The organism is Azospirillum sp. B2RO_4, from assembly GCF_051124815.1.
Lineage (GTDB): Bacteria > Pseudomonadota > Alphaproteobacteria > Azospirillales > Azospirillaceae > Azospirillum.
Map to the genome: position 1 here is coordinate 228,944 of NZ_CP118490.1, position 18,557 is coordinate 247,500.

Consider the following 18,557-nt stretch of genomic DNA (forward strand, 5'->3'; position numbering starts at 1 on the left):
TAGCTCCCTCTCCCGGGTCGGGAGAGGGCATTACTCCCCGCTCAATCCACCTTCAGCGTGATGGTGCCCATGGTGCCGTAGCGGGCGACCGACCGGCTGCCCGGCTCGACGAAGATCGTGCCGGTGCAGGATCCGGTGGTCACCACCTCGCCCGCATGCAGGCCGCCGAAGCTGCGGGTGCCGACATTGGCCATCCACACCAGCAGACGGACCGGATCGCCGGCGCTGTTGCCGCCGACGACATCGACCTTGGTTTCGCCATCGATCTCCAGCGTGACCGACTCCTTCACCGGGTCGAGCGAACGCCAGTCGGCGATGGCCGGGCCGACGATCAGGGCGCCGTGGTTGAACTGGTCGGCCATGTGGCTCAGCCGGTCCTGGCTGCCGAACCCGGCGAAGCGGGTGTCGACGATCTCCCAGGCGGGATGGACCGAGTCGACGGCGTCCAGCACCTCTTCCCGGCTGTAGGGCTGCTCGCGCACCGGCAGGTCGCGGGCGAAGCGGTAGGCGATCTCCGCCTCCACCCCGATGACCTGGAAAAGATTGGCCGGCAGGTGATCGGTGCCTTCGAAGACGGTGGCGGCGTTGATCGGCGCGCGGAAGGGCTCGGCGTCGGACGTGGCGGCGCCGACCTTCCAGGCGGTGACGGGCCCCAGGCGGCGGGCGACGGCGTCCTGGATCTCATAGGCCTCCGCTTCGGTCGCCGGGCGGTTGTCCAGCCCGGTCAGCCACTGGCGGGTCTCGCGCGCGGCGATCAGGGCCTCGACGGTATCGGTCATGACAAATCTCTGTGGTGGAGGGAAGGGGAGGGGGAGCCGCCCAGAGGGTCGTTGGGGGAGCCGCAGGATTGGCGGACCACGAGCCGGCTGGGCAGGATGATCCGTTCGGGCGGGCCTTGCGGGTCAGCGATGCGGCGCAGCAGCAGACGGGCGGCTTCCTGCCCGATCTGCCTTGCGGAGGTGGCGACGGTGGTCAGCGCCGGCCGGCTGAGCGCCGCCTCCGGCACGTCATCGAAGCCGGTGACGGCCAGATCATGCCCGGCCCTGAGACCGCGCGCCTCCAGCCCCAGCATCAACCCGAGCGCCACCACGTCGTTGTAGCACAGCGCCGCCGTCGGGGCCGCCGTCGGAGCCTGCGGCCGATTCAGCAGATGATCAGCCATCTCAGCACCCGACCGCCGGGTCAGCGGGCAGCGCAGCACCAGATCGTCGGCCAGCCCATGCCGCCGCATCGCCGCGGTGAAGCCGGCATGCCGCGCCGCGTAGGCGGAATGGTCCAGCGTCCCGCCGACGAAGGCGATCCGCCGGTGACCCAGCGAGATGAGATGCTCGGTCACCGTTTCCATGCCGGCCTGGTAATCCACTCCGGCGTAGTCGCGGCCCCTCTCGCGGACAAAGCCATCGGAGACGAAGCGCAGGGCCTGCACGCAGGGCAGCCGCCAGCGGTCCAGCCGGTCGAGCAGCTCCGCCTGCGTGCCGGCGGCGGGGCAGAGGATCACCCCGTCGACATTGTGCTCCCGCATCCGCTGCAGGAAGCGGTCCTGGCGCTCCGGCTGTTCGGCGGTGTTGGCGATGAAGGCGACGAAGCCTTCGGTGTCCAGCACGTCGTCCACCCCCGCCGTCAGCTCGGCATAGAAGGGGTTGTTCAGCTCGCAGACCAGCAGCCCGACCGTCTGGGTGCGGGCGGCGCGCAGGTTGGCGGCGCCGCGGTTGTAGATGTAGCCGAGCGCCACCATGGCGGCCTGGACCCGCTCCCGCGTTTCCGCCGCGACCAGAGGGCTGCCGCGCAGCACCAGCGACACGGTCGAGCGCGACACCCCGGCATGGCCGGCGACCTCCGTCAGGGTGACGGTTCCCGGCCTCTCGCTATCGGACGCTCTGGCCACGGCGGCGGTGCCTCACACCACGGCGGTCGGCAGCGGCCGGCCGGCGAAGAAGGCTTCCAGATTGTCGAGCACCAGCTGGCCCATCGCCATCCGCGTCTCCACCGTGGCGCTGGCCTGATGTGGCTGCAGCACGACGTTGTCGAGGCCGTAGAAGCCTTCCGGCACATTCGGCTCGTCGGCGAAGACGTCCAGCCCGGCGCCGCCGATCCGCCCCTCGGTCAAGGCGGCCAGCAGTTCCGGCTCGTCCACCACGCTGCCGCGGGCGACATTGACCAGCAGCCCGTCCGGCCCCAGCGCGTCGAGCACGGCGCGGCCGACCATGTTGCGGGCGTCCGCCCCGGCCGAAGCCGCGACGATCAGGATGTCGCTCTCCCGCGCCAGTTCGACCGGCGAGGCGACGAAGCGGTAGGACATGCCGTCGCGCGGCTTGCGGTTGGTGTAGGAGATGGTCATGCCGAAAGCCTCGGCGCGCCTGGCGATGGCCTCGCCGATGCGGCCCAGCCCCAGCACGCCCAGCCGCTTGCCGCTGACCTTGCGGGCGAGCGGCAGCTTGCCCTTCGGCCAGCTTCCGGCGCGGACGAAGCGGTCGCCCACCATCATCCGGCGCGAGGCGGCGATCATCAGCCCGATGGCGAGGTCGGCCACGTCGTCGGTCAGCACGTCCGGCGTGTTGGTGACGCGCACGCCGCGGCCGCGGGCATGCTCCAGGTCGACGGCATCGGTGCCGACACCGTTGATGGCGACGATCCCGAGTTTGGGCAGCGCCTCGACCACCGCCTTCTTCACGCCGGTCCCGCCGCCGGTGACGACGGCGCGCACCCGATCGGCGACCTCGGCGATCAGCCGGTCGCGATCCGGTGCGGCGGACAGGCGGTGGACGGTGTAGGCCGCATCCAGAGCCTGCTCGATGGCGGGCATCATGGGTTCTACCAACAAGATTTCGGGCTTCATCGCAACTCGTCCTTGGTGGAGGAAAATTCCTCAGTGGGCCAGAATCTGGCCGAGGAAGCTTCGGGTCCGCTCCGATTTCGGATCGGTGAAGAACGCCTCCGGCGTGTTCTGCTCGACGATCTCGCCGCGGTCCATGAAGATCACGCGGTGGGCGACCGACTTGGCGAACCCCATTTCGTGCGTCACGCACAGCATGGTCATGCCGTCTTCGGCCAATCCGATCATGGTGTCCAGCACCTCCTTCACCATCTCGGGATCCAGCGCGGAGGTCGGTTCGTCGAACAGCATCACCTTCGGGTTCATGCACAGCGACCGCGCGATAGCGACGCGCTGCTGCTGGCCGCCCGACAGCTGGCCCGGATATTTGTCGGCCTGTTCGGGGATGCGGACCCGCTCCAGATAGCGGATGGCGGTGGCCTTCGCCTCGGCCTTGGTCGTGCCGCGCACCTTCATCGGCGCCAGCATGCAGTTTTCCAGCACGGTCAGGTGCGGGAACAGGTTGAAGCTCTGGAACACCATGCCGACCTCCCGCCGGACGGTGTCGAGCTGGCGGTGATGCGCCCCCAATTCGACCCCGTTGACGGTGATCCGGCCCTTCTGGTGGCGTTCCAGCTGGTTGATGCAGCGGATCAGGGTCGATTTGCCCGATCCGGACGGGCCGCAGATGACGATGCGCTCACCCCGGTGGACTTCCAGGTCGATGTCCTTCAGCACCTGGAAATGATCGTACCATTTCTGGACGCCTTCCATGCGGATGACGACATCCGCGCTCACCGGTCCGGACGTCGCCGTCCCAGATGTCGTTTCCATGGTCGTAACCTCCACCGGGAATTGCGCTTCGTTCGACTTAGGACTTGCTGGCGGTGACCGCCGCCGGCAGGTCGGTGCCCAGCCACTTCTGATGGATGGCGTTCAGCTCGCCGTTCTTCTTCACGGTGTCGAGGAAGCCGTTGACCCAGCCCATCAGCTTGTCCTGGCCCTGGCGAAGGGCGATGCCCTGCACCTGGCTCTTCAGCACGAACTTCATCTCGTAATTGGCCTGGGGCGCCATCGTCTTGATCTGCTTCGCCACCACGTTGCTGACGCCCAGCGCATCGACCTGACCGGACAGCAGGGCCTGCACGGCGCTGGCGTCGTCGTCGAAGCGCATGATGCGGGCATCCTTCGGCGCCACGGCGCTCAGCGACTGGTCCTGCGTGCTGGCACGGGCGACGCCGACGCTCTTGCCCGACAGGTCTTCCGCCTTCTTGACCGCCGACTTCTGCGGGGCGAGCAGCCCGATCTCGATGGCCGCATAGGGCTCGGAGAAGGCGACCTGCTTGGCGCGCTCCGGCGTGACGCCGAGCGAGGCGACCAGCACGTCGACCTTGCCGGTCAACAGGTAGGGGATGCGGTTCGGCCCGGTCACCGGCACGATGTCGACCGGCACGCCCATGTGCTTGGCCATCAGCTTGGCGACGTCGGCGTCATAGCCGTCGGGCTTGCCCGCGCTGTCGGTGATGCCGAAGGGCGGGAAATCGACCAGCATGCCGATGGTCAGCTTGCCCTTGCCCTTGATCTCCTCGACGCTCTGGGCATGCGCGGTGGCGGTGAGGCCAACCGCGGCGGTCAGGAGGGCGCCGGCGACGACGAGACGGCGGGTGACGGTGAAGGCCATGGGTGTTTCCTCCGAGTGCGGGTGTTTTTGAGGTTTTAACGGGAAGGCGCGGCGTAGCGGGCTTCCAGACGCTGACTCAACAGCGACAGCGGCCAGCACAGCGCGAAATAGATCGCGGCGACGATGCTGAAGACCAGAAAGGGCTGGAAGGTGGCGTTGTTGACGATCTGCCCGGCGCGGGTCAGCTCGACGAAGCCGATGATCGCCGCCAACGAGGTGCCCTTGATGACCTGGACCAGATATCCCACGGTCGGCGGCACCGCGACCTTCACCGCCTGCGGCAGGACCACATAGCGCATCAGGCCGGGATAGCGCAGGCCGAGTGACCGCGCCGCCTCCCACTGGCCGCGCGGAACCGACTGGATGCAGCCGCGCCAGATCTCGCCCAGGAAGGCGCTGGTGTTCAGAGTCAGCCCGAGCGCCGCGGCGACCCACGGGCTCATGTCGATGCCGATCACGGTGGCGCCGAAGAAGACCAGGAACAGCTGCATCAGCAACGGCGTGCCCTGGAAGACCTGGATGTAGCCGGTCGCCAGCAAGCGCAGCGGCTTCACGTCGGACGTGCGGCCCAGCGCCACGAACAGTCCGACGATGCCGCCGCCGATGAAGGCGATGACGGACAGCATCAGCGTCCATTGCACGGCGCTGAGCAGGAACAGGAATTCGTTGTATCCAAAGGCGCGGATCATCGGTCGGTCCCCCCTCAGCGCCGGTCGACGGTGTAGGCGAAGGCCAGCCGGTAGATGCCGGCGAACAGCGCCGAGAACATCAGCGCCAGCACCAGATAGATGCCGGTCACGACGATGTAGATCTCGAAGCTGCGGAAGGTCTGCGACTGGATGTTGTTGGCGACCGAGGTCAGCTCGTCGGCGGAGATGGCCGACACCACGCTGGAACTCAGCATCAGCAGGATGAACTGGCTGGTCAGCGCCGGATAGACGGTGCGCAGCGCCGGTTTCAGCACGACATAGCGGAAGACCTGCAGCGGCCGCAGGCCCAGCGCCAGACCGGCCTCGATCTGGCCCTTGTGGATGGATTCGATGCCGGCGCGGATGATCTCGGTGGCGTAGGCGCCGACATTGACAACCATCGCGATCAGCGCCGCCACATCCGGCGACAGCCGGAGGCCTATGCTCGGCAACCCGAAGAAGATCAGGAAGATCTGCACCAGGAAGGGCGTGTTGCGGATGACCTCGATATAGGCGTTGATCAGCCAGCGCACCGGCTTCGGCCCGGAGGTCTTGCCCAGCGCGCAGACGATGGCGATCACCAGGCCGATGGCCATGGCGCCGAACGACAGCCTGACGGTCAGCCAGGCGCCGTCGAGCAGGTAATCCCAAGACGCGAACACCGCGTCGAATTGAAAATCGTAGGTCACGGGCGTTCCTCCGCACCCGCGTCGCGCCGCCCTTATCAAGGCCGGCGTCGCGCGGATTGCCTTTGTGCGCTTGGGCTGTCGTCCGGGGAAGCCTCACCCGGATCTCCGGGCCGCCGCGACGACGGCGGTCCCGCTCTCTCAGTGTTCGTGTACGGTAATTGGATCGATCCAAAAGCGCAACGGGAAATGAGGAGTGTCGCAATAATTCGTGATCATGACAGTCTATGGGACGCAACGAGCGCGGAAACCTTCCAGCCGCACTGGGCGTTTCACCGGAGACCGGAACTCCGCCCAACCGCCAGCCTCGAGGAGCCCCCCGACATGACCGCAGGAACAAGTGCCGTCAGGAGCACCGCCGCGGTGAGCAGCCTCGTGCCCGCCCGGATGGACCGGCTGCCCTGGGCGCGCTTCCATTGGATGGTGGTGGTCGGGCTGGGCATCAGCTGGATTCTGGACGGCATCGAAATCCAGCTGATCTCGGCTTCCGGCTACAAGGAAAGCTTGGGCATGTCGAGCGCCGAGGTCGGGTTCGCCGGCACCATCTATCTGATGGGGCAGGTGGTCGGTGCGCTGATCTTCGGCAGGCTGACCGACCGCTGGGGGCGCAAGCGGCTGTTCATCACCACGCTGGCGCTCTACCTGATCGCGTCGGGGATCGCCGGATTCGCCTGGACGCCCTGGTTCCTCTATGTCTGGCGCTTCATCGCCGGGATGGGCATCGGCGGCGAATATGCCGCCGTCAACTCCGCCATCGACGAGCTGATCCCCGCGCGTTTCCGCGGCCGGGTCGACATCGCCATCAACGGCACCTATTGGGGCGGGGCGATGATCGGCGCGGTCGGCAGCGTCTTCCTGCTCGACCATTCGCTGGTGCCGGAAAATCTCGGCTGGCGCATCGCCTTCTTCATCGGCCCGCTGTTGGGCCTCATCATCATCTATCTGCGCCGGCATATCCCGGAAAGCCCGCGCTGGATGGTCACCCACGGCATGGAGGACGAGGCGGAGCGCATCGTCGACGACATCGAGGCCAGCGTTCGTGCGCAGGGCAAGGCGCTGGCCCCGGTCGATCCCAAACGTGCCATGCACATCATTCCGGAAGACCATGTGTCCTGGGCACAGCTGGTCGACGTGTTCTTCCGGCAATACCCGTCGCGCACCTTCCTGGGCGTGACGATGATGGTGACGCAGTCCTTCCTCTACAATGCGATCTTCTTCACCTATGCCCTGGTCCTGCAGAATTTCTACCATCTCGATCCGTCGCAGACGGCGCTCTATTTCTTCCCCTTCGCCGCCGGCAACCTGATCGGGCCGCTGCTGCTGGGGCCGCTGTTCGACACGGTGGGGCGGCGGCGGATGATCTTCGGCACCTATCTGCTGGCGGGCGTGGTGCTGCTGGCTTCGGCATTCCTGTTCCGGCAGGGGGTGCTGACGGCGAACACGCACACGATCTTCTGGTGCGTCTCCTTCTTCTTCGCGTCGGCCGGCGCCTCCTCCGCCTATCTGACGGTCAGCGAGATCTTCCCGCTGGAGGTCCGGGCGCAGGCGATCTCCTATTTCTTCGCCATCGCCCAGGTGGTGGGCTCCACCGGGCCGCTGCTGTTCGGCTGGCTGGTGGGGGAGGGGACGGAGCGCGACCCGCTGTTCTGGGGCTATGTGGTCGGATCGGTGGTGATGATCTTCGGCGGGATGGTCGCCCTGGTCTACGGCGTCGACGCCGAAGGCAAGGGGCTGGAGGACATCGCCGAACCGCTGACCAAGGCCAACCGCGACCAGGGCATGGGCGAGGAAGCGGCGGAGACGATTTGACGGCGCGGAGCGGTCATTCCAGCCAGTTTTCGACGGAAAGGCCGCGGACGCGCTGGAATTCGCGCATGTTCGCCGTCACCAGTATAGTGTCAAGCGCGCAGGCATGGGCGGCGATCAACAGATCGTTGCCGCCGATAGGGTGGCCGGCAGCCTCAAGTTCAGCGCGGATTCTGCCATACTCGGCATCCGCCGGCAGATCGAAGGGAAGCACGGGCACATCGGACAGCAGGTCCTCGACCCGCCGGGACAGCTTCGCCGAGGCTTTCCTGGCTGCGCCGTACCGCAATTCCGCGGCGACCACGATGCTGGTGCAGACCGCATCCTCTCCGACACGCCGCACATGCGCCGCCACCTTGCCCGACGGATTCCTGATAAGGTCACTCATCGCGTTGGTGTCGAGCATGTAACGCATCAAAAGATGTCCTTGGGAGCGACGGGCTTGTCCTCGATCTCCGGGAACTCCTCGTCCAGCGGGTCCCAGCTTTCGAGCAGCGCCAGAAGCCCCTTCTTCCGGACAGGCTCGATGATCAGCCGATCCCCGTCGCGGCTGATGAACACCGACTCTCCGGGCAGTTCGAACTCCACCGGAATGCGGACAGCTTGGCTGCGGTTGTTGCGGAACAGGCGGGCTTCCTTGCGCTGCGGCACTGCTGGCTGCGGCATGTTGCGACCCTCCTTGTATATGCTATAAACATATGTCGCGGAGGGGCCGAGGTCAATCGCGGGTCGCCTCCGGCACGCGAGCCCCGTTCAGGAACAGCCGCACCGCCTGCCGGACATAGCGGTCGAGGTCGGGGATGGCCGGTGCGCTCTGCGGCAGGATCAGGCGGCGGATCACCAGTTCGCCGGTGACCATGCCGAGGAAGGCCTGCGCCGCCGCCGCCGGATCGTCGATGTGCAGGAGACCGGAGTCCGACAGCCGCCGCAGATAGTCCGCCATGCGTTGGTTGGCGTTTTCAGGACCGGTGCGGAAGAAGGCCTCGGCAATGTCCGGTACGCGCGCGCCTTCCGCGATCAGGACGCGGAGGGTGGCGGTCGTCTCCTCCTTCAGCAGAGCCTCGATAAGATGCATGGCGAAGGCGGTGAGTCCTGCCTCCGGCGTCACGCGCTCATCCGTCTGGGCAGGGGCGAGGCCGGAGAGGATCATCGCGTTGTCCTCCTCCATGATGGCGCGGAAAAGCCCCTCCTTGTCGCCGAAATGCTCGTACAGCGTAGCACGGGAGCCGCCGGCCTCGGCGATGATGTCGCTGAGTGTTGTCTTCTCGAAGCCCTTTTCGATGAACAGGCGCCGGGCGGCCGTCATGATTGCCTGCCGGCGCGCCATGCCGCGCGGGCCGCAGGTGGACGGGCCGCAGATGGCCGCTCCACTGGCGGGTGGTTCCTGCGCGGTGTCTATCCGCGTCTTGTGGCTGCTGGTCATTCTGCGTTCCCTTCCGGTGCGGCGGCTGCGGCCGGGTTCATTTTTATCCAGCGCCTTTCCGTGGGGTTCCCCGCCGGGTATCCGCGGAACCCACTTGCGCGGTGCAGCATTCTCACTGTATCGTCTGGTACACTGTACTGTATGAGACAGTACTAAGCAACGGGGATGTGCCGGACCAGCCGAGCCCCGGCGTAGCAGGGAGACGGGTCCGCCGCGCGCGGCGCCGAGACGAGGAAAGAGATGTCCAGATCCAATCCATTCATGACGCTGGCCGCGGCGGCCTGCCTGATCGCGTTGCTCGCCGGCTGCAACCAGCAGAAGCAGGCGGGCGGACAGCCCCAGGGCGGCGGCCCGCCGGAGGTGTCGGTCCTTACCATCGAGCCGCAGCGCCTGACCGTGACCACCGAGCTTCCGGGCCGCACCGCCGCCTACCGGATCGCCGAAATCCGGCCGCAGGTCAGCGGCATCGTGCTGAAGCGCCTGTTCCGCGAGGGCAGCGAGGTGAAGGCGGGCGACCAGCTCTATCAGATCGACCCCGCCACCTACGAGGCGTCGCTGGCGAGCGCCCAGGCCGACGTGCAGAAGGCGGAGGCGAACCTGCAGGCCGCCCGCAACAAGGCGGCGCGCTATGGCGATCTGGTCAAGAACAGCGTCGTCAGCAAGCAGGACTTCGACGACGTTCAGGCCACGCTGAAGCAGAACGAGGCGCAGGTTGCCGCAGCCAAGGCCGCCTACAACCTCGCCAGCATCAACCTGAACTACACCAAGGTGTTCGCCCCCATCTCCGGCCGCATCGGCAAGTCGGCGGTGACGGAGGGCGCGCTGGTCACCGCCAACCAGTCCACCGCGCTCGCCACCATCCAGCAGTTCGACCCGATCTATGTCGACGTGACGCAGACCGCCTCGCAGCTGATGAAGCTGCGCGAGGATATGGCGACCGGCCGCATCCGCCCGGCGGAGCCCGGCAAGATCCCGGTGACGCTGTTCCTGAACAGCAGCGGCAGCGGCGACGACACCGCCTATCCGGCCAAGGGCGAGCTGCAATTCTCCGACGTGACGGTGGATGCCGGCACCAGCTCGGTCCAGCTGCGCGCGGTTTTCCCCAATCCGAACAAGGAGCTGCTGCCCGGCCTGTTCGTCCGCGCCCGCGTCGAGCAGGGGGTGGCAGAGAACGCCATCACCGTGCCGCAGGCCGCGGTCGCCCGCGGGCCTGACGGCTCCGCCCGCGTCTGGGTGGTGGGTGCCGACAACAAGGCGAACCCGCGCACCATCAAGACCGAACGCGCCGTCGGCAATGTCTGGCTGGTGTCGGACGGGCTCTCCGCCGGTGAACGCGTGGTGGTCGAGGGACTGCAGAAGGTCAAGCCGGGTGTCGAGGTGAAGCCGGTGCCGGCCCAGAACGCTCTTGCCGCGCTGCCGGAAAAGGCCGCTTCGGCCCGCTGATCCCAGGATTCCGTCCCCAGGATACCGTCACATGTCAAAATTCTTCATCGACCGGCCGGTCTTCGCCTGGGTCATCGCCATCGTCATCATGATGGCGGGCGCGCTGGCGATCCTGCGGCTGCCCGTCGAGCAATATCCGAAGATCGCGCCGCCGACGGTGTCGATCACGGCCAGCTATCCCGGCGCCTCCGCCAAGACGCTGGAGGACACGGTCACCCAGGTCATCGAACAGAAGATGACCGGGCTGGACCATTTCCGCTACATGTCCTCCAACAGCGACTCCTCCGGCAACGTCACCATCACCCTGACCTTCGAGCCGGAGGCCAACCCCGACATCGCCCAGGTCCAGGTGCAGAACAAGCTGCAGCTGGCCACCCCCCTGTTGCCGCAGGAGGTCCAGCAGCGCGGCATCCAGGTGTCGAAGGCCGGCAACGACTTCCTGCTGGTGGTCGGTTTCGTGTCGAGCGACGGGCGCCTCAGCCAGGGCGACATCGCCGACTACGTCACTTCCAACCTCCAGGACACGCTGAGCCGCGTCGAGGGTGTGGGCGACATCACCGTCTTCGGGCCGCAGCATGCCATGCGCATCTGGCTCGATCCCGACGCGCTGAACAATTTCGCGCTGACCACAACCGACGTCTCCAACGCGATCAAGACCCAGAACGCACAGGTCTCAGCCGGCCAGCTCGGCGGCGCCCCGGCGGTGCCGGGCCAGCAGATCAACGCCACCATCACCGCCCAGTCCCGCCTGCAGACGCCGGAACAGTTCGGCGCCATTCTGCTGCGCGTGAACCCCGACGGCTCCCAGGTGCGGCTGCGCGACGTGTCGCGGATCGAGATCGGCTCCGAAACCTACGAGATCAACGCCGCCTACAACGGCAAGCCGGCGGCCGGCGTCGGCATCAAGCTTGCGACCGGGGCCAACGCCCTGAATACCGCCGCCGCGGTCAAGGCGCGGGTGGCGGAGCTTCAGCCGTTCTTCCCGGCCGGCATCGAGGTCATCTACCCCTACGACACGACGCCCTTCGTCCAGCTGTCGATTCACGAGGTCATCAAGACCCTGTTCGAGGCGATCGTCCTCGTCTTCGTCGTGATGTACCTGTTCCTGCAGAATTTCCGCGCGACGCTGATCCCGACCATCGCGGTGCCGGTGGTGCTGCTCGGCACCTTCGGGGTGCTGTCGGCCTTCGGCTTCTCCATCAACGTGCTGACGATGTTCGGCATGGTGCTAGCGATCGGCCTGCTGGTGGACGACGCCATCGTCGTGGTCGAAAACGTCGAGCGCGTGATGAGCGAGGAGGGGCTGCCCCCGCGCGAGGCGACGCGCAAGTCGATGGACCAGATCACCGGTGCGCTGGTCGGCATCGCCCTGGTGCTGTCGGCGGTGTTCGTGCCGATGGCCTTCTTCGGCGGGTCGGCCGGCGCCATCTACCGCCAGTTCTCGCTGACCATCGTTTCGGCGATGGCGCTGTCGGTGCTGGTCGCCCTGGTGCTGACGCCGGCGCTCTGCGCCACCATCCTGAAGCCGGTCAAGGCTGGCCATGGCCACGCCCGCGGCGGCTTCTTCGGCCTGTTCAACCGCGGCTTCGACGCCGGCAGCCGGGTCTATGTCCGCGGCGTGCGTGGCGCGGTGAACCGGCTGGGCCGCTATTTCATCGCCTATCTGCTGATCCTCGGCGGGCTGGGCTACCTGTTCCTGCAGATGCCGTCCTCCTTCCTGCCGACGGAGGATCGCGGCCAGCTGTTCGTGCTGTGGTCGGCGCCGCCGAACGCCAGCTCCCAGCGCACGGCCGAGACTGCCAAGGCAGTCACGTCCTATTTCCTGGAAAAGGAGAAGGACAGCGTCGAGGGCCTGTTCACCATCGTCGGCTTCAACTTTTCCGGCCGTGGCCAGAATGCCGGCATGGCCTTCGTCCGGCTGAAGGACTGGAGCGAGCGCACCCTGCCGTCGCAGAAGCCGCAGGCCATCGCCGGCCGGGTGATGGGTGCGATGTCGAAGCTGAAGGACGCGGTCGTCTTCTCCTTCCTGCCGCCGTCGGTTCCGGGCCTCGGCAACGCCACCGGCTTCGACCTTCAGCTGGTCGACCGCGGCGGGCTTGGCCATGACCGGCTGATGCAGGCGCGCAACCAGCTGCTCGGCATGGCGGCGCAGAACCCCAAGCTGGTCGGCGTCCGCCCGAACGGACTGGAGGATACGCCGCAGTTCAAGCTGGACATCGACCGCGAGAAGGCGAGCGCGCTCGGCCTGTCGCTCAGCGACATCAACACGACGCTGTCGGCGGCCTGGGGCTCGTCCTATGTCAACGACTTCATCGACCGCGGCCGGGTGAAGAAGGTCTATCTCCAGGCCGACGCGCCCTACCGCATGCAGCCCAGCGACATCGACCGCTGGTACGTGCGCAACGCCGGCGGTCAGATGGTCCCCTTCTCGGCCTTCACCACGGCGCAGTGGATCTACGGTTCGCCCAAGCTGGAGCGCTACAACGGCTCCTCGTCGCTGAACATCCAGGGATCGGCCGCACCGGGCATCAGCTCGGGCGAGGCGATGGCCGAGATGGAGGCGATGATGCAAAAGCTGCCGCAGGGCATCGGCTACGAATGGACCGGTCTTTCCTACGAGGAGCGGCTCAGCGGCTCGCAGGCGCCGGCGCTCTACGCCCTGTCGATGATCATCGTCTTCCTTTGCTTGGCCGCTCTCTATGAAAGCTGGTCGGTGCCGGTGTCGGTCATCATGGTGGTGCCGCTGGGCGTCATCGGCGCCGTCATCGCGGCGACGTTGCGCGGCCTGCCGAGCGACGTCTATTTCCAGGTCGGCCTGCTGACCACCATCGGCCTGTCGGCGAAGAACGCCATCCTGATCGTGGAGTTCGCCAAGTCGCTTTACGACCAGGGCATGGAGCTGAAGGAAGCGGCGGCGGAGGCCTGCCGTCAGCGCCTGCGCCCGATCATCATGACCTCGATGGCCTTCATCCTCGGCGTATTGCCGCTGGCCATCAGCACCGGCGCCGGGTCGGAGAGCCAGAACGCCATCGGCGTCGGCGTGATGGGCGGCATGATCTCGGCCACCGTGCTGGCGGTTCTGTTCGTGCCGGTCTTCTTCGTCGCCGTCTACCGCCTGTTCGTCCGCCGCCGCCCCGGCCACGGCGCCATGCCGCAGCCGGCGGCGGGGGATTGAGGCGGGGAGGCGTCCCTTCTCCCCCTGCGAAAATCCCCCCTCTCCCCCCGCTCACGCGCAAACGGAGTTTGCGCTGACGCGACAGGCGGACCTCCGGTCCGCCGAAAGCGGGGAGAGGGTCGGGGTGAGGGGATGCACGGGGTGGATCCGATGGGAATCGGGGGGTGTGCGATGCTTGAAGGTCCTCGCCGCGCGACCCCCTCACCCTAACCCTCTCCCCGGGGGGGAGAGGGGATCTCCGTTCCCATCCGCCCGGCATCCGTCAGCAGCGTGTCCAGCACCCGCACCAGATGGTCGATGCGGTAGGGTTTCGGCAGCACCATCACGCCGGTGGCGCGGGCGACCTCCTCGCTGTAGCCGGTCGCCAGCACGACCGGCAGGTCCGGCCGGAGCCGTTGCGCGGTGCGGGCCAGATCGACGCCGCTCAGGGTGCCGGGCATCACCACGTCGCTGAACAGCAGATCGAACCCGCCGGCCTCCAGCAGCGGCAGCGCCTCGTCGGCGGTGGCGGTGCGGGTGATGGTGAAGCCGGCATCCTCCAGCGCGGTCGCCACGGTCAGCGCCACGATGGGGTCGTCCTCCACCACCAGCACATGGCCGCCGACGCGGGTGGCGCCCGCCTCCGCCATCGCCGGTTCGGCCGCCGTCGCCGGGGAGGTGCCGGAGCGGCGGATCAGCAGGCCGATGGTGGTGCCTTGCCCCTCCTCGCTCTCGATCCAGGCGGTCCCACCGCAATGGCGGGCGAAGCCGTAGACCTGCGACAGGCCCAGCCCGCTGCCCTTGCCGATCTCCTTGGTGGTGAAGAAGGGATCGAAGGCACGCACCCGCACCTCGGCCGGCATGCCGGTGCCGGTGTCGCTCACCGTCAGTTGCACGAACTCGCCCGGCAGCCCGTCCGGAGCTTCCCGGGGCGCCCGCGCATCGCCCGGCGTCAGGATCACGTTGGCCGCCCGGATCGTCAGGGCGCCGCCGTCGGGCATCGCATCCCGCGCATTGACCACGAGGTTCAGCAGGGCCAGCTCCAACTGCGTCGCATCGACCTCCACCGGCCACAGTCCGGTGGTGAAGTCGATCTCCAGCCGGATGTCGGCGCGCAGTGCGCGGTTCAGCAGTTCCGACATGCCGAGCACGCGGTCGCGCAGATCGACGGTCTCGGGCCGCAGCGCCTGCCGGCGGGCGAAGGCCATCAACTGCTGCACCAGCTTGGCGCCGCGGTCCACCGCCTGCCGTCCCGCATCGACCAGCGGCTGGATGCGCGTGCCCTCCGACCGCTTCTCGATCATGTGCAGGCAGCCGGACAGCGCCTGCAGCAGGTTGTTGAAGTCGTGGGCGACGCCGCCGGTCATCTGGCCCAGCGCTTCCGTCTTCTGCGTCTGCAGCAGGGCCACCTGGACGCGCTCGCGCTCCGCCACCTCCTCGGCGACGCGGGCCTCCAGTGTGGCGTTGAGCTGCTGCAGTTCCTCCTCCGCCCGCTTGGCCTCGGTGACGTCGCTGCCCTCCACGAACAGGCCGCTGACGCGCCCGTCCTCATCCCGGATCGGCTGGTAGACGAAGGTCAGGAAGCGTTCCTCCAGCGGTTCGCCCGCAGAGCGCTGGACCCGGACCGGCATGCCGCGCCCGACGAAGGTCTCGCCACTGACATAGACGCGGTCGAGCAGTTCGAAATATCCCTGCCCCTCCAACTCGGGCAGAGCCTCGCGCACCGGACGGTCCAACAGCTCTCGATGGCCGATGAGATGCAAATAGGCGTCGTTCGCCATTTCGAAGACGTGGTCCGGCCCGCGCAGCACGCACATGAAACCCGGCGCCTGCCGGAACAGCGTGCGCAGCCGTTCGCCCTCCGCCGCCAGCCGGGCGTTCGCCGCTTCCACGGCGGCGCGTTCGCGAAGCAGGGCCGCCTCGGCCAGGGCACGTTCGACCGCCGCCCATGTCCGTTCGGCCACATCCTCCGCCAAGTCGGCGTCGCTGTCGGTCCAATGGCGCGGCTTGGTGTCGTGAAGATAGAGCATTGCCGTCAGCTGTCCCGCCTTCAGCAGCGGCACCACCAGCAGCGAGCGCACGCCGATGGCGGAGAAGGCCGCCATCGGCCCGCTGCCGCGTATGCGCGGATCGGACATGACGTCGTCGACGCGCAGCGTGTAACCGGCCCGCAGTTCCGCGATCAGGTTCGGGCCGAATTGGTCGAGCTGGCGGTTCTGTCCGGCAAGGCTCTCCACTCCGCTGTCGTGCCAGTCCCGGTCCGCCAGGATCGTGGCACCCGTCGCATCGGTGCGGCCATATCCGACCCGCGCCACCTGCAAATGGCGGCCGATCGCCTCGGCGGCAGTTGCGGTGACGCAGACCGGATCGTTCAGTCCGCGCAGCCGCTCCGCCAGATCGAGTTGGAAGGTCAGCCGCTGTTCTGCCAGCACGCGCGCGGTGTTCTCGGTGCAGGAGCAGAACATGCCGGCGACGTTGTTGGCTTCGTCGCGGACCGGGCTGTAGGAGAAGGTGAAATAGGTCTCCTCGCGGTAGCCGTGCCGCTCCATGAAAATCTGCAGATCCTGGTGATAGAAGGTTTCGCCGGACAAGGCCCGTGCCACCAGGGGGATCAACTGGTGCCATGTTTCGGCCCAGACCTCGGCGAACGGGCGGCCCAGTGCTTCCGGCTTGTTGCCCAGGATCGGACGGTAGCTGTCATTGTAGAGGAAGGTCAGTTCCGGTCCCCAGGCGGTGAACATCGGAAAGCTGGAGGTCAGCATCAGATTCACGATGGTGCGCAGCGATTGCGGCCACTCGGCCGGCGGCCCCAGCGGCGTGGTGGACCAGTCCATCCTCCGCATCCGCTCGCCCATCTCGCCGCCGCCGGTGAAAATGTCGGGGCCTCCGCCTTTTTCCCCGCCGGCACCGTCTCTTTGACAACCATCCTGGCCGCTGCCGACGGTGCCGGCCTGCCGTATGCGCGCCGCCTCCTGCCAGACCGGATCGGCCATCATGCAACGAACACCGTCTCCGTGGGTTTTTTGCATCGACACCCGGTCTTCCAATAAAAAAGCGAAATTCCGCATGAGACATTGCCGGAGGATAGGCAAATGCAAGATTGGTGGCAATCGGCAGCGGATAGCCATTTTGGAGTAGTTTGCCTGACTCGACGTTGGCGCGCGACGTTCACGCCCCCATCGATGTTGTCCAGACGATCACATTGATCAGCCGTTTTCTGGACTACTCCGGAGACCGGTTGCGTAACCGGTCATTCGACACCGCTTTTTTCGGAGTGCATCCTTGGATCCGTTCCAGCTTTCCGCCGTCCTGCTGACCTTGGCGGCCACCTTCGGCTTCATCAATTACAAGTGGCTGAAGCTGCCCAGCACCATCGCGCTGTTCTTCGAAGGGCTGGCGCTGGCGCTGCTGGTGAGCGGCGTGGATGCGATCAGCGCCACCCTGGGCGTCGGCAACTGGCTGCGCACCCTGATCCAGCAGATCAGCCTGCCGGAGATCCTGCTCGACGGCATTCTCAGCCTGCTGCTCTACGCCGCCGCGGTGAACGAGGACCTGTGTGCGCTGCTGAAGCGGAAATGGACGGTGCTGTCGTTGGCGACGCTGGGCGTCATGTTTTTCACCGGCCTGATGGGGTTGGGGCTGACCGTCATTTTCAGACTGGCCGGGATTGATGTGCCGCTGATCTGGTGCCTGGTGCTGGGTGCGGCCATCGCGCCGACCGATCCGGTGGCGGTGCATGCCATCCTCGGGCGGCTGCCGGTACCGGAAACGCTGCGTTCCGTGATCTCGGGCGAAAGCCTGTTCAACGACGGTGTCGGTGTGGTGGTGTTCGCGACGCTGCTCCACCTCGCCACCGGCAGCGGCCAGGATCTGGGGGCGGGGGAGGTGGCGCTCGACTTCGTCAAGGAGGCGTTCGGCGGTGCCGCCCTCGGCTTCGTCTGCGGCTGGATCGCCTATCAGGCGAAACGGCGGATCGACGAGAGCACGGTGGAACTGACCATTTCGCTGGCCCTGGTGCTGGGGACCTATGCGCTGGCCAGCTGGCTGGGCGTGTCGGGGCCCATCGCCGTCGTCGTCGCCGGTCTGCTGATCGGCTACACCACCGAGAAGCATGTCAGCAGCGACGAGAGCCGCCGCGATCTGCAGGTGGTGTGGGCGATGATCGATTCCGTGCTGAATGCTTTGCTGTTCCTTTTGGTGGGGCTGGAGGCGACTGTGGTCATCACCTGGACGGGGCCGGCCCTGCTGGCCGCCGCGCTGGCCGTGCCGCTGGCTCTGGTCGTCCGCCTGCTCAGCCTGACCCCGGCCCTGGTGATGCATATCGGGCGCAGCGGCAAGACCAGCGCTCTTATCATCATGACCTGGGCGGGCCTGCGCGGCGGCATCGCGGTGGCGCTGGTGCTGTCGTTGCCGGACAGCCCCTACCGCGATTCCATCCTGGCCGTCTGCTATGCCGTCGTCGCCTTCACCATCCTGGTCCAGGGCCTGACCCTTGAGCCCATCGGCCGGCGGCTCTACGGCGACGACCAAGTGTGATGCCGGCCGATCTCCCAACGCAGGGCAGCCTCGCAGGGGGGCGGCGTGGAACCGGCGCCGCTCCGACCACACCTTGAATGGCAACAGTTGGCCGCCAGCCGGCCCCCATTATGGACCGCGCCATGATTCCCTTTTCCGTCCTCGACCTCAGCCCGATCGTCCAGGGGGCGACCGCCGCCGACAGCTTCCGCAACACCCTCGACCTCGCCCGGCATGCCGAGCGCTTGGGCTACAAGCGCTATTGGCTGGCCGAACATCACAACATGCCGGGCATCGCCAGTGCGGCCACGGCCGTGGTGATCGCCCATGTCGCCGCCGGCACCTCGA

At 67.1% G+C, this 18,557-nt stretch carries 16 protein-coding genes (1 of these 16 cut by a window edge); 5 read left to right on the top strand and 11 right to left on the bottom strand.

Features of this window, described 5'->3' with window-relative positions; translation table 11 throughout:
- Positions 1-41: 41 nt before the first annotated feature.
- Genes PWS46_RS27135 through PWS46_RS27165 form a run of 7 tightly spaced genes read right to left on the bottom strand, consistent with a single transcriptional unit; the run spans position 42 to position 5,871 of the window.
- On the bottom strand, positions 42-779 hold the full coding sequence (locus PWS46_RS27135; RefSeq protein WP_434625161.1) for a 2-keto-4-pentenoate hydratase: 738 nt from the start codon (positions 777-779) through the stop codon (positions 42-44).
- On the bottom strand, positions 776-1,885 hold the full coding sequence (locus PWS46_RS27140; RefSeq protein ID WP_434625163.1) for a LacI family DNA-binding transcriptional regulator: 1,110 nt from the start codon (positions 1,883-1,885) through the stop codon (positions 776-778). Before PWS46_RS27140 ends, PWS46_RS27135 begins: the two co-directional genes overlap by 4 nt.
- Positions 1,886-1,897: 12 nt before the next feature.
- The gene (locus tag PWS46_RS27145; protein ID WP_434625164.1) at positions 1,898-2,806 is read right to left on the bottom strand and encodes a 2-hydroxyacid dehydrogenase; all 909 of its coding nucleotides are present in this window, start codon (positions 2,804-2,806) and stop codon (positions 1,898-1,900) included.
- Positions 2,807-2,866: 60 nt separating this feature from the next.
- Positions 2,867-3,646, bottom strand: a complete 780-nt coding sequence (locus PWS46_RS27150) for an amino acid ABC transporter ATP-binding protein (RefSeq protein ID WP_434625166.1) — start codon at positions 3,644-3,646, stop codon at positions 2,867-2,869.
- 37 nt (positions 3,647-3,683) lie between these two features.
- A complete protein-coding gene (locus PWS46_RS27155) occupies positions 3,684-4,493 on the bottom strand; it encodes a transporter substrate-binding domain-containing protein (protein ID WP_434625168.1) in 810 nt (269 codons plus the stop codon).
- Between the two features lie 35 nt (positions 4,494-4,528).
- A complete protein-coding gene (locus PWS46_RS27160; protein ID WP_434625170.1) occupies positions 4,529-5,182 on the bottom strand; it encodes an amino acid ABC transporter permease in 654 nt (217 codons plus the stop codon).
- A 14-nt stretch (positions 5,183-5,196) separates the two neighbouring features.
- Positions 5,197-5,871, bottom strand: a complete 675-nt coding sequence (locus PWS46_RS27165) for an amino acid ABC transporter permease (RefSeq protein WP_109074732.1) — start codon at positions 5,869-5,871, stop codon at positions 5,197-5,199.
- Between the two features lie 360 nt (positions 5,872-6,231).
- Here PWS46_RS27165 and PWS46_RS27170 point away from each other — a divergent pair, with 360 nt between their 5' ends.
- Positions 6,232-7,677 (top strand): MFS transporter, encoded by a 1,446-nt coding sequence (locus PWS46_RS27170; protein WP_434625172.1) that lies wholly within the window; start codon positions 6,232-6,234, stop codon positions 7,675-7,677.
- 13 nt (positions 7,678-7,690) lie between these two features.
- Here the strand turns inward: PWS46_RS27170 and PWS46_RS27175 are convergent, their stop codons facing one another.
- From PWS46_RS27175 to PWS46_RS27185, 3 genes are read right to left on the bottom strand one after another with little or no spacing between them, the layout of a single operon-like run.
- Positions 7,691-8,089, bottom strand: a complete 399-nt coding sequence (locus PWS46_RS27175; protein WP_434625174.1) for a type II toxin-antitoxin system VapC family toxin — start codon at positions 8,087-8,089, stop codon at positions 7,691-7,693.
- Positions 8,089-8,340 carry an antitoxin gene (locus PWS46_RS27180; protein ID WP_434625176.1) on the bottom strand — a complete coding sequence of 84 codons (252 nt, stop codon included), beginning with the start codon at positions 8,338-8,340 and terminating at the stop codon, positions 8,089-8,091. The genes PWS46_RS27175 and PWS46_RS27180 overlap by 1 nt, the downstream gene beginning before the upstream one ends.
- A gap of 52 nt (positions 8,341-8,392) precedes the next feature.
- A complete protein-coding gene (locus PWS46_RS27185; protein WP_434625178.1) occupies positions 8,393-9,097 on the bottom strand; it encodes a TetR/AcrR family transcriptional regulator in 705 nt (234 codons plus the stop codon).
- 240 nt (positions 9,098-9,337) lie between these two features.
- Here PWS46_RS27185 and PWS46_RS27190 point away from each other — a divergent pair, with 240 nt between their 5' ends.
- Both PWS46_RS27190 and PWS46_RS27195 read left to right on the top strand, forming a co-directional pair.
- A complete protein-coding gene (locus PWS46_RS27190; RefSeq protein ID WP_434625180.1) occupies positions 9,338-10,540 on the top strand; it encodes an efflux RND transporter periplasmic adaptor subunit in 1,203 nt (400 codons plus the stop codon).
- A gap of 31 nt (positions 10,541-10,571) precedes the next feature.
- Positions 10,572-13,715: an efflux RND transporter permease subunit gene (locus PWS46_RS27195; protein ID WP_434625182.1), complete on the top strand. Its 3,144-nt coding sequence runs from the start codon at positions 10,572-10,574 to the stop codon at positions 13,713-13,715.
- A gap of 206 nt (positions 13,716-13,921) precedes the next feature.
- On the opposite strand, the gene PWS46_RS27200 is transcribed toward PWS46_RS27195, so the two are convergent.
- On the bottom strand, positions 13,922-16,690 hold the full coding sequence (locus tag PWS46_RS27200) for a PAS domain-containing protein (RefSeq protein ID WP_434625184.1): 2,769 nt from the start codon (positions 16,688-16,690) through the stop codon (positions 13,922-13,924).
- A gap of 286 nt (positions 16,691-16,976) precedes the next feature.
- On the opposite strand from PWS46_RS27200, the gene PWS46_RS27205 reads away from it, so the two are divergent.
- Both PWS46_RS27205 and PWS46_RS27210 read left to right on the top strand, forming a co-directional pair.
- Positions 16,977-18,230 carry a cation:proton antiporter gene (locus PWS46_RS27205; RefSeq protein ID WP_434625187.1) on the top strand — a complete coding sequence of 418 codons (1,254 nt, stop codon included), beginning with the start codon at positions 16,977-16,979 and terminating at the stop codon, positions 18,228-18,230.
- Positions 18,231-18,352: 122 nt separating this feature from the next.
- Positions 18,353-18,557, top strand: partial view of an LLM class flavin-dependent oxidoreductase gene (locus PWS46_RS27210; RefSeq protein ID WP_434625189.1) — the beginning only. Its footprint extends 794 nt past the window's final position; 205 of the gene's 999 nt are visible here — the first part of the coding sequence; the start codon lies at positions 18,353-18,355; its stop codon lies off the right edge, out of view.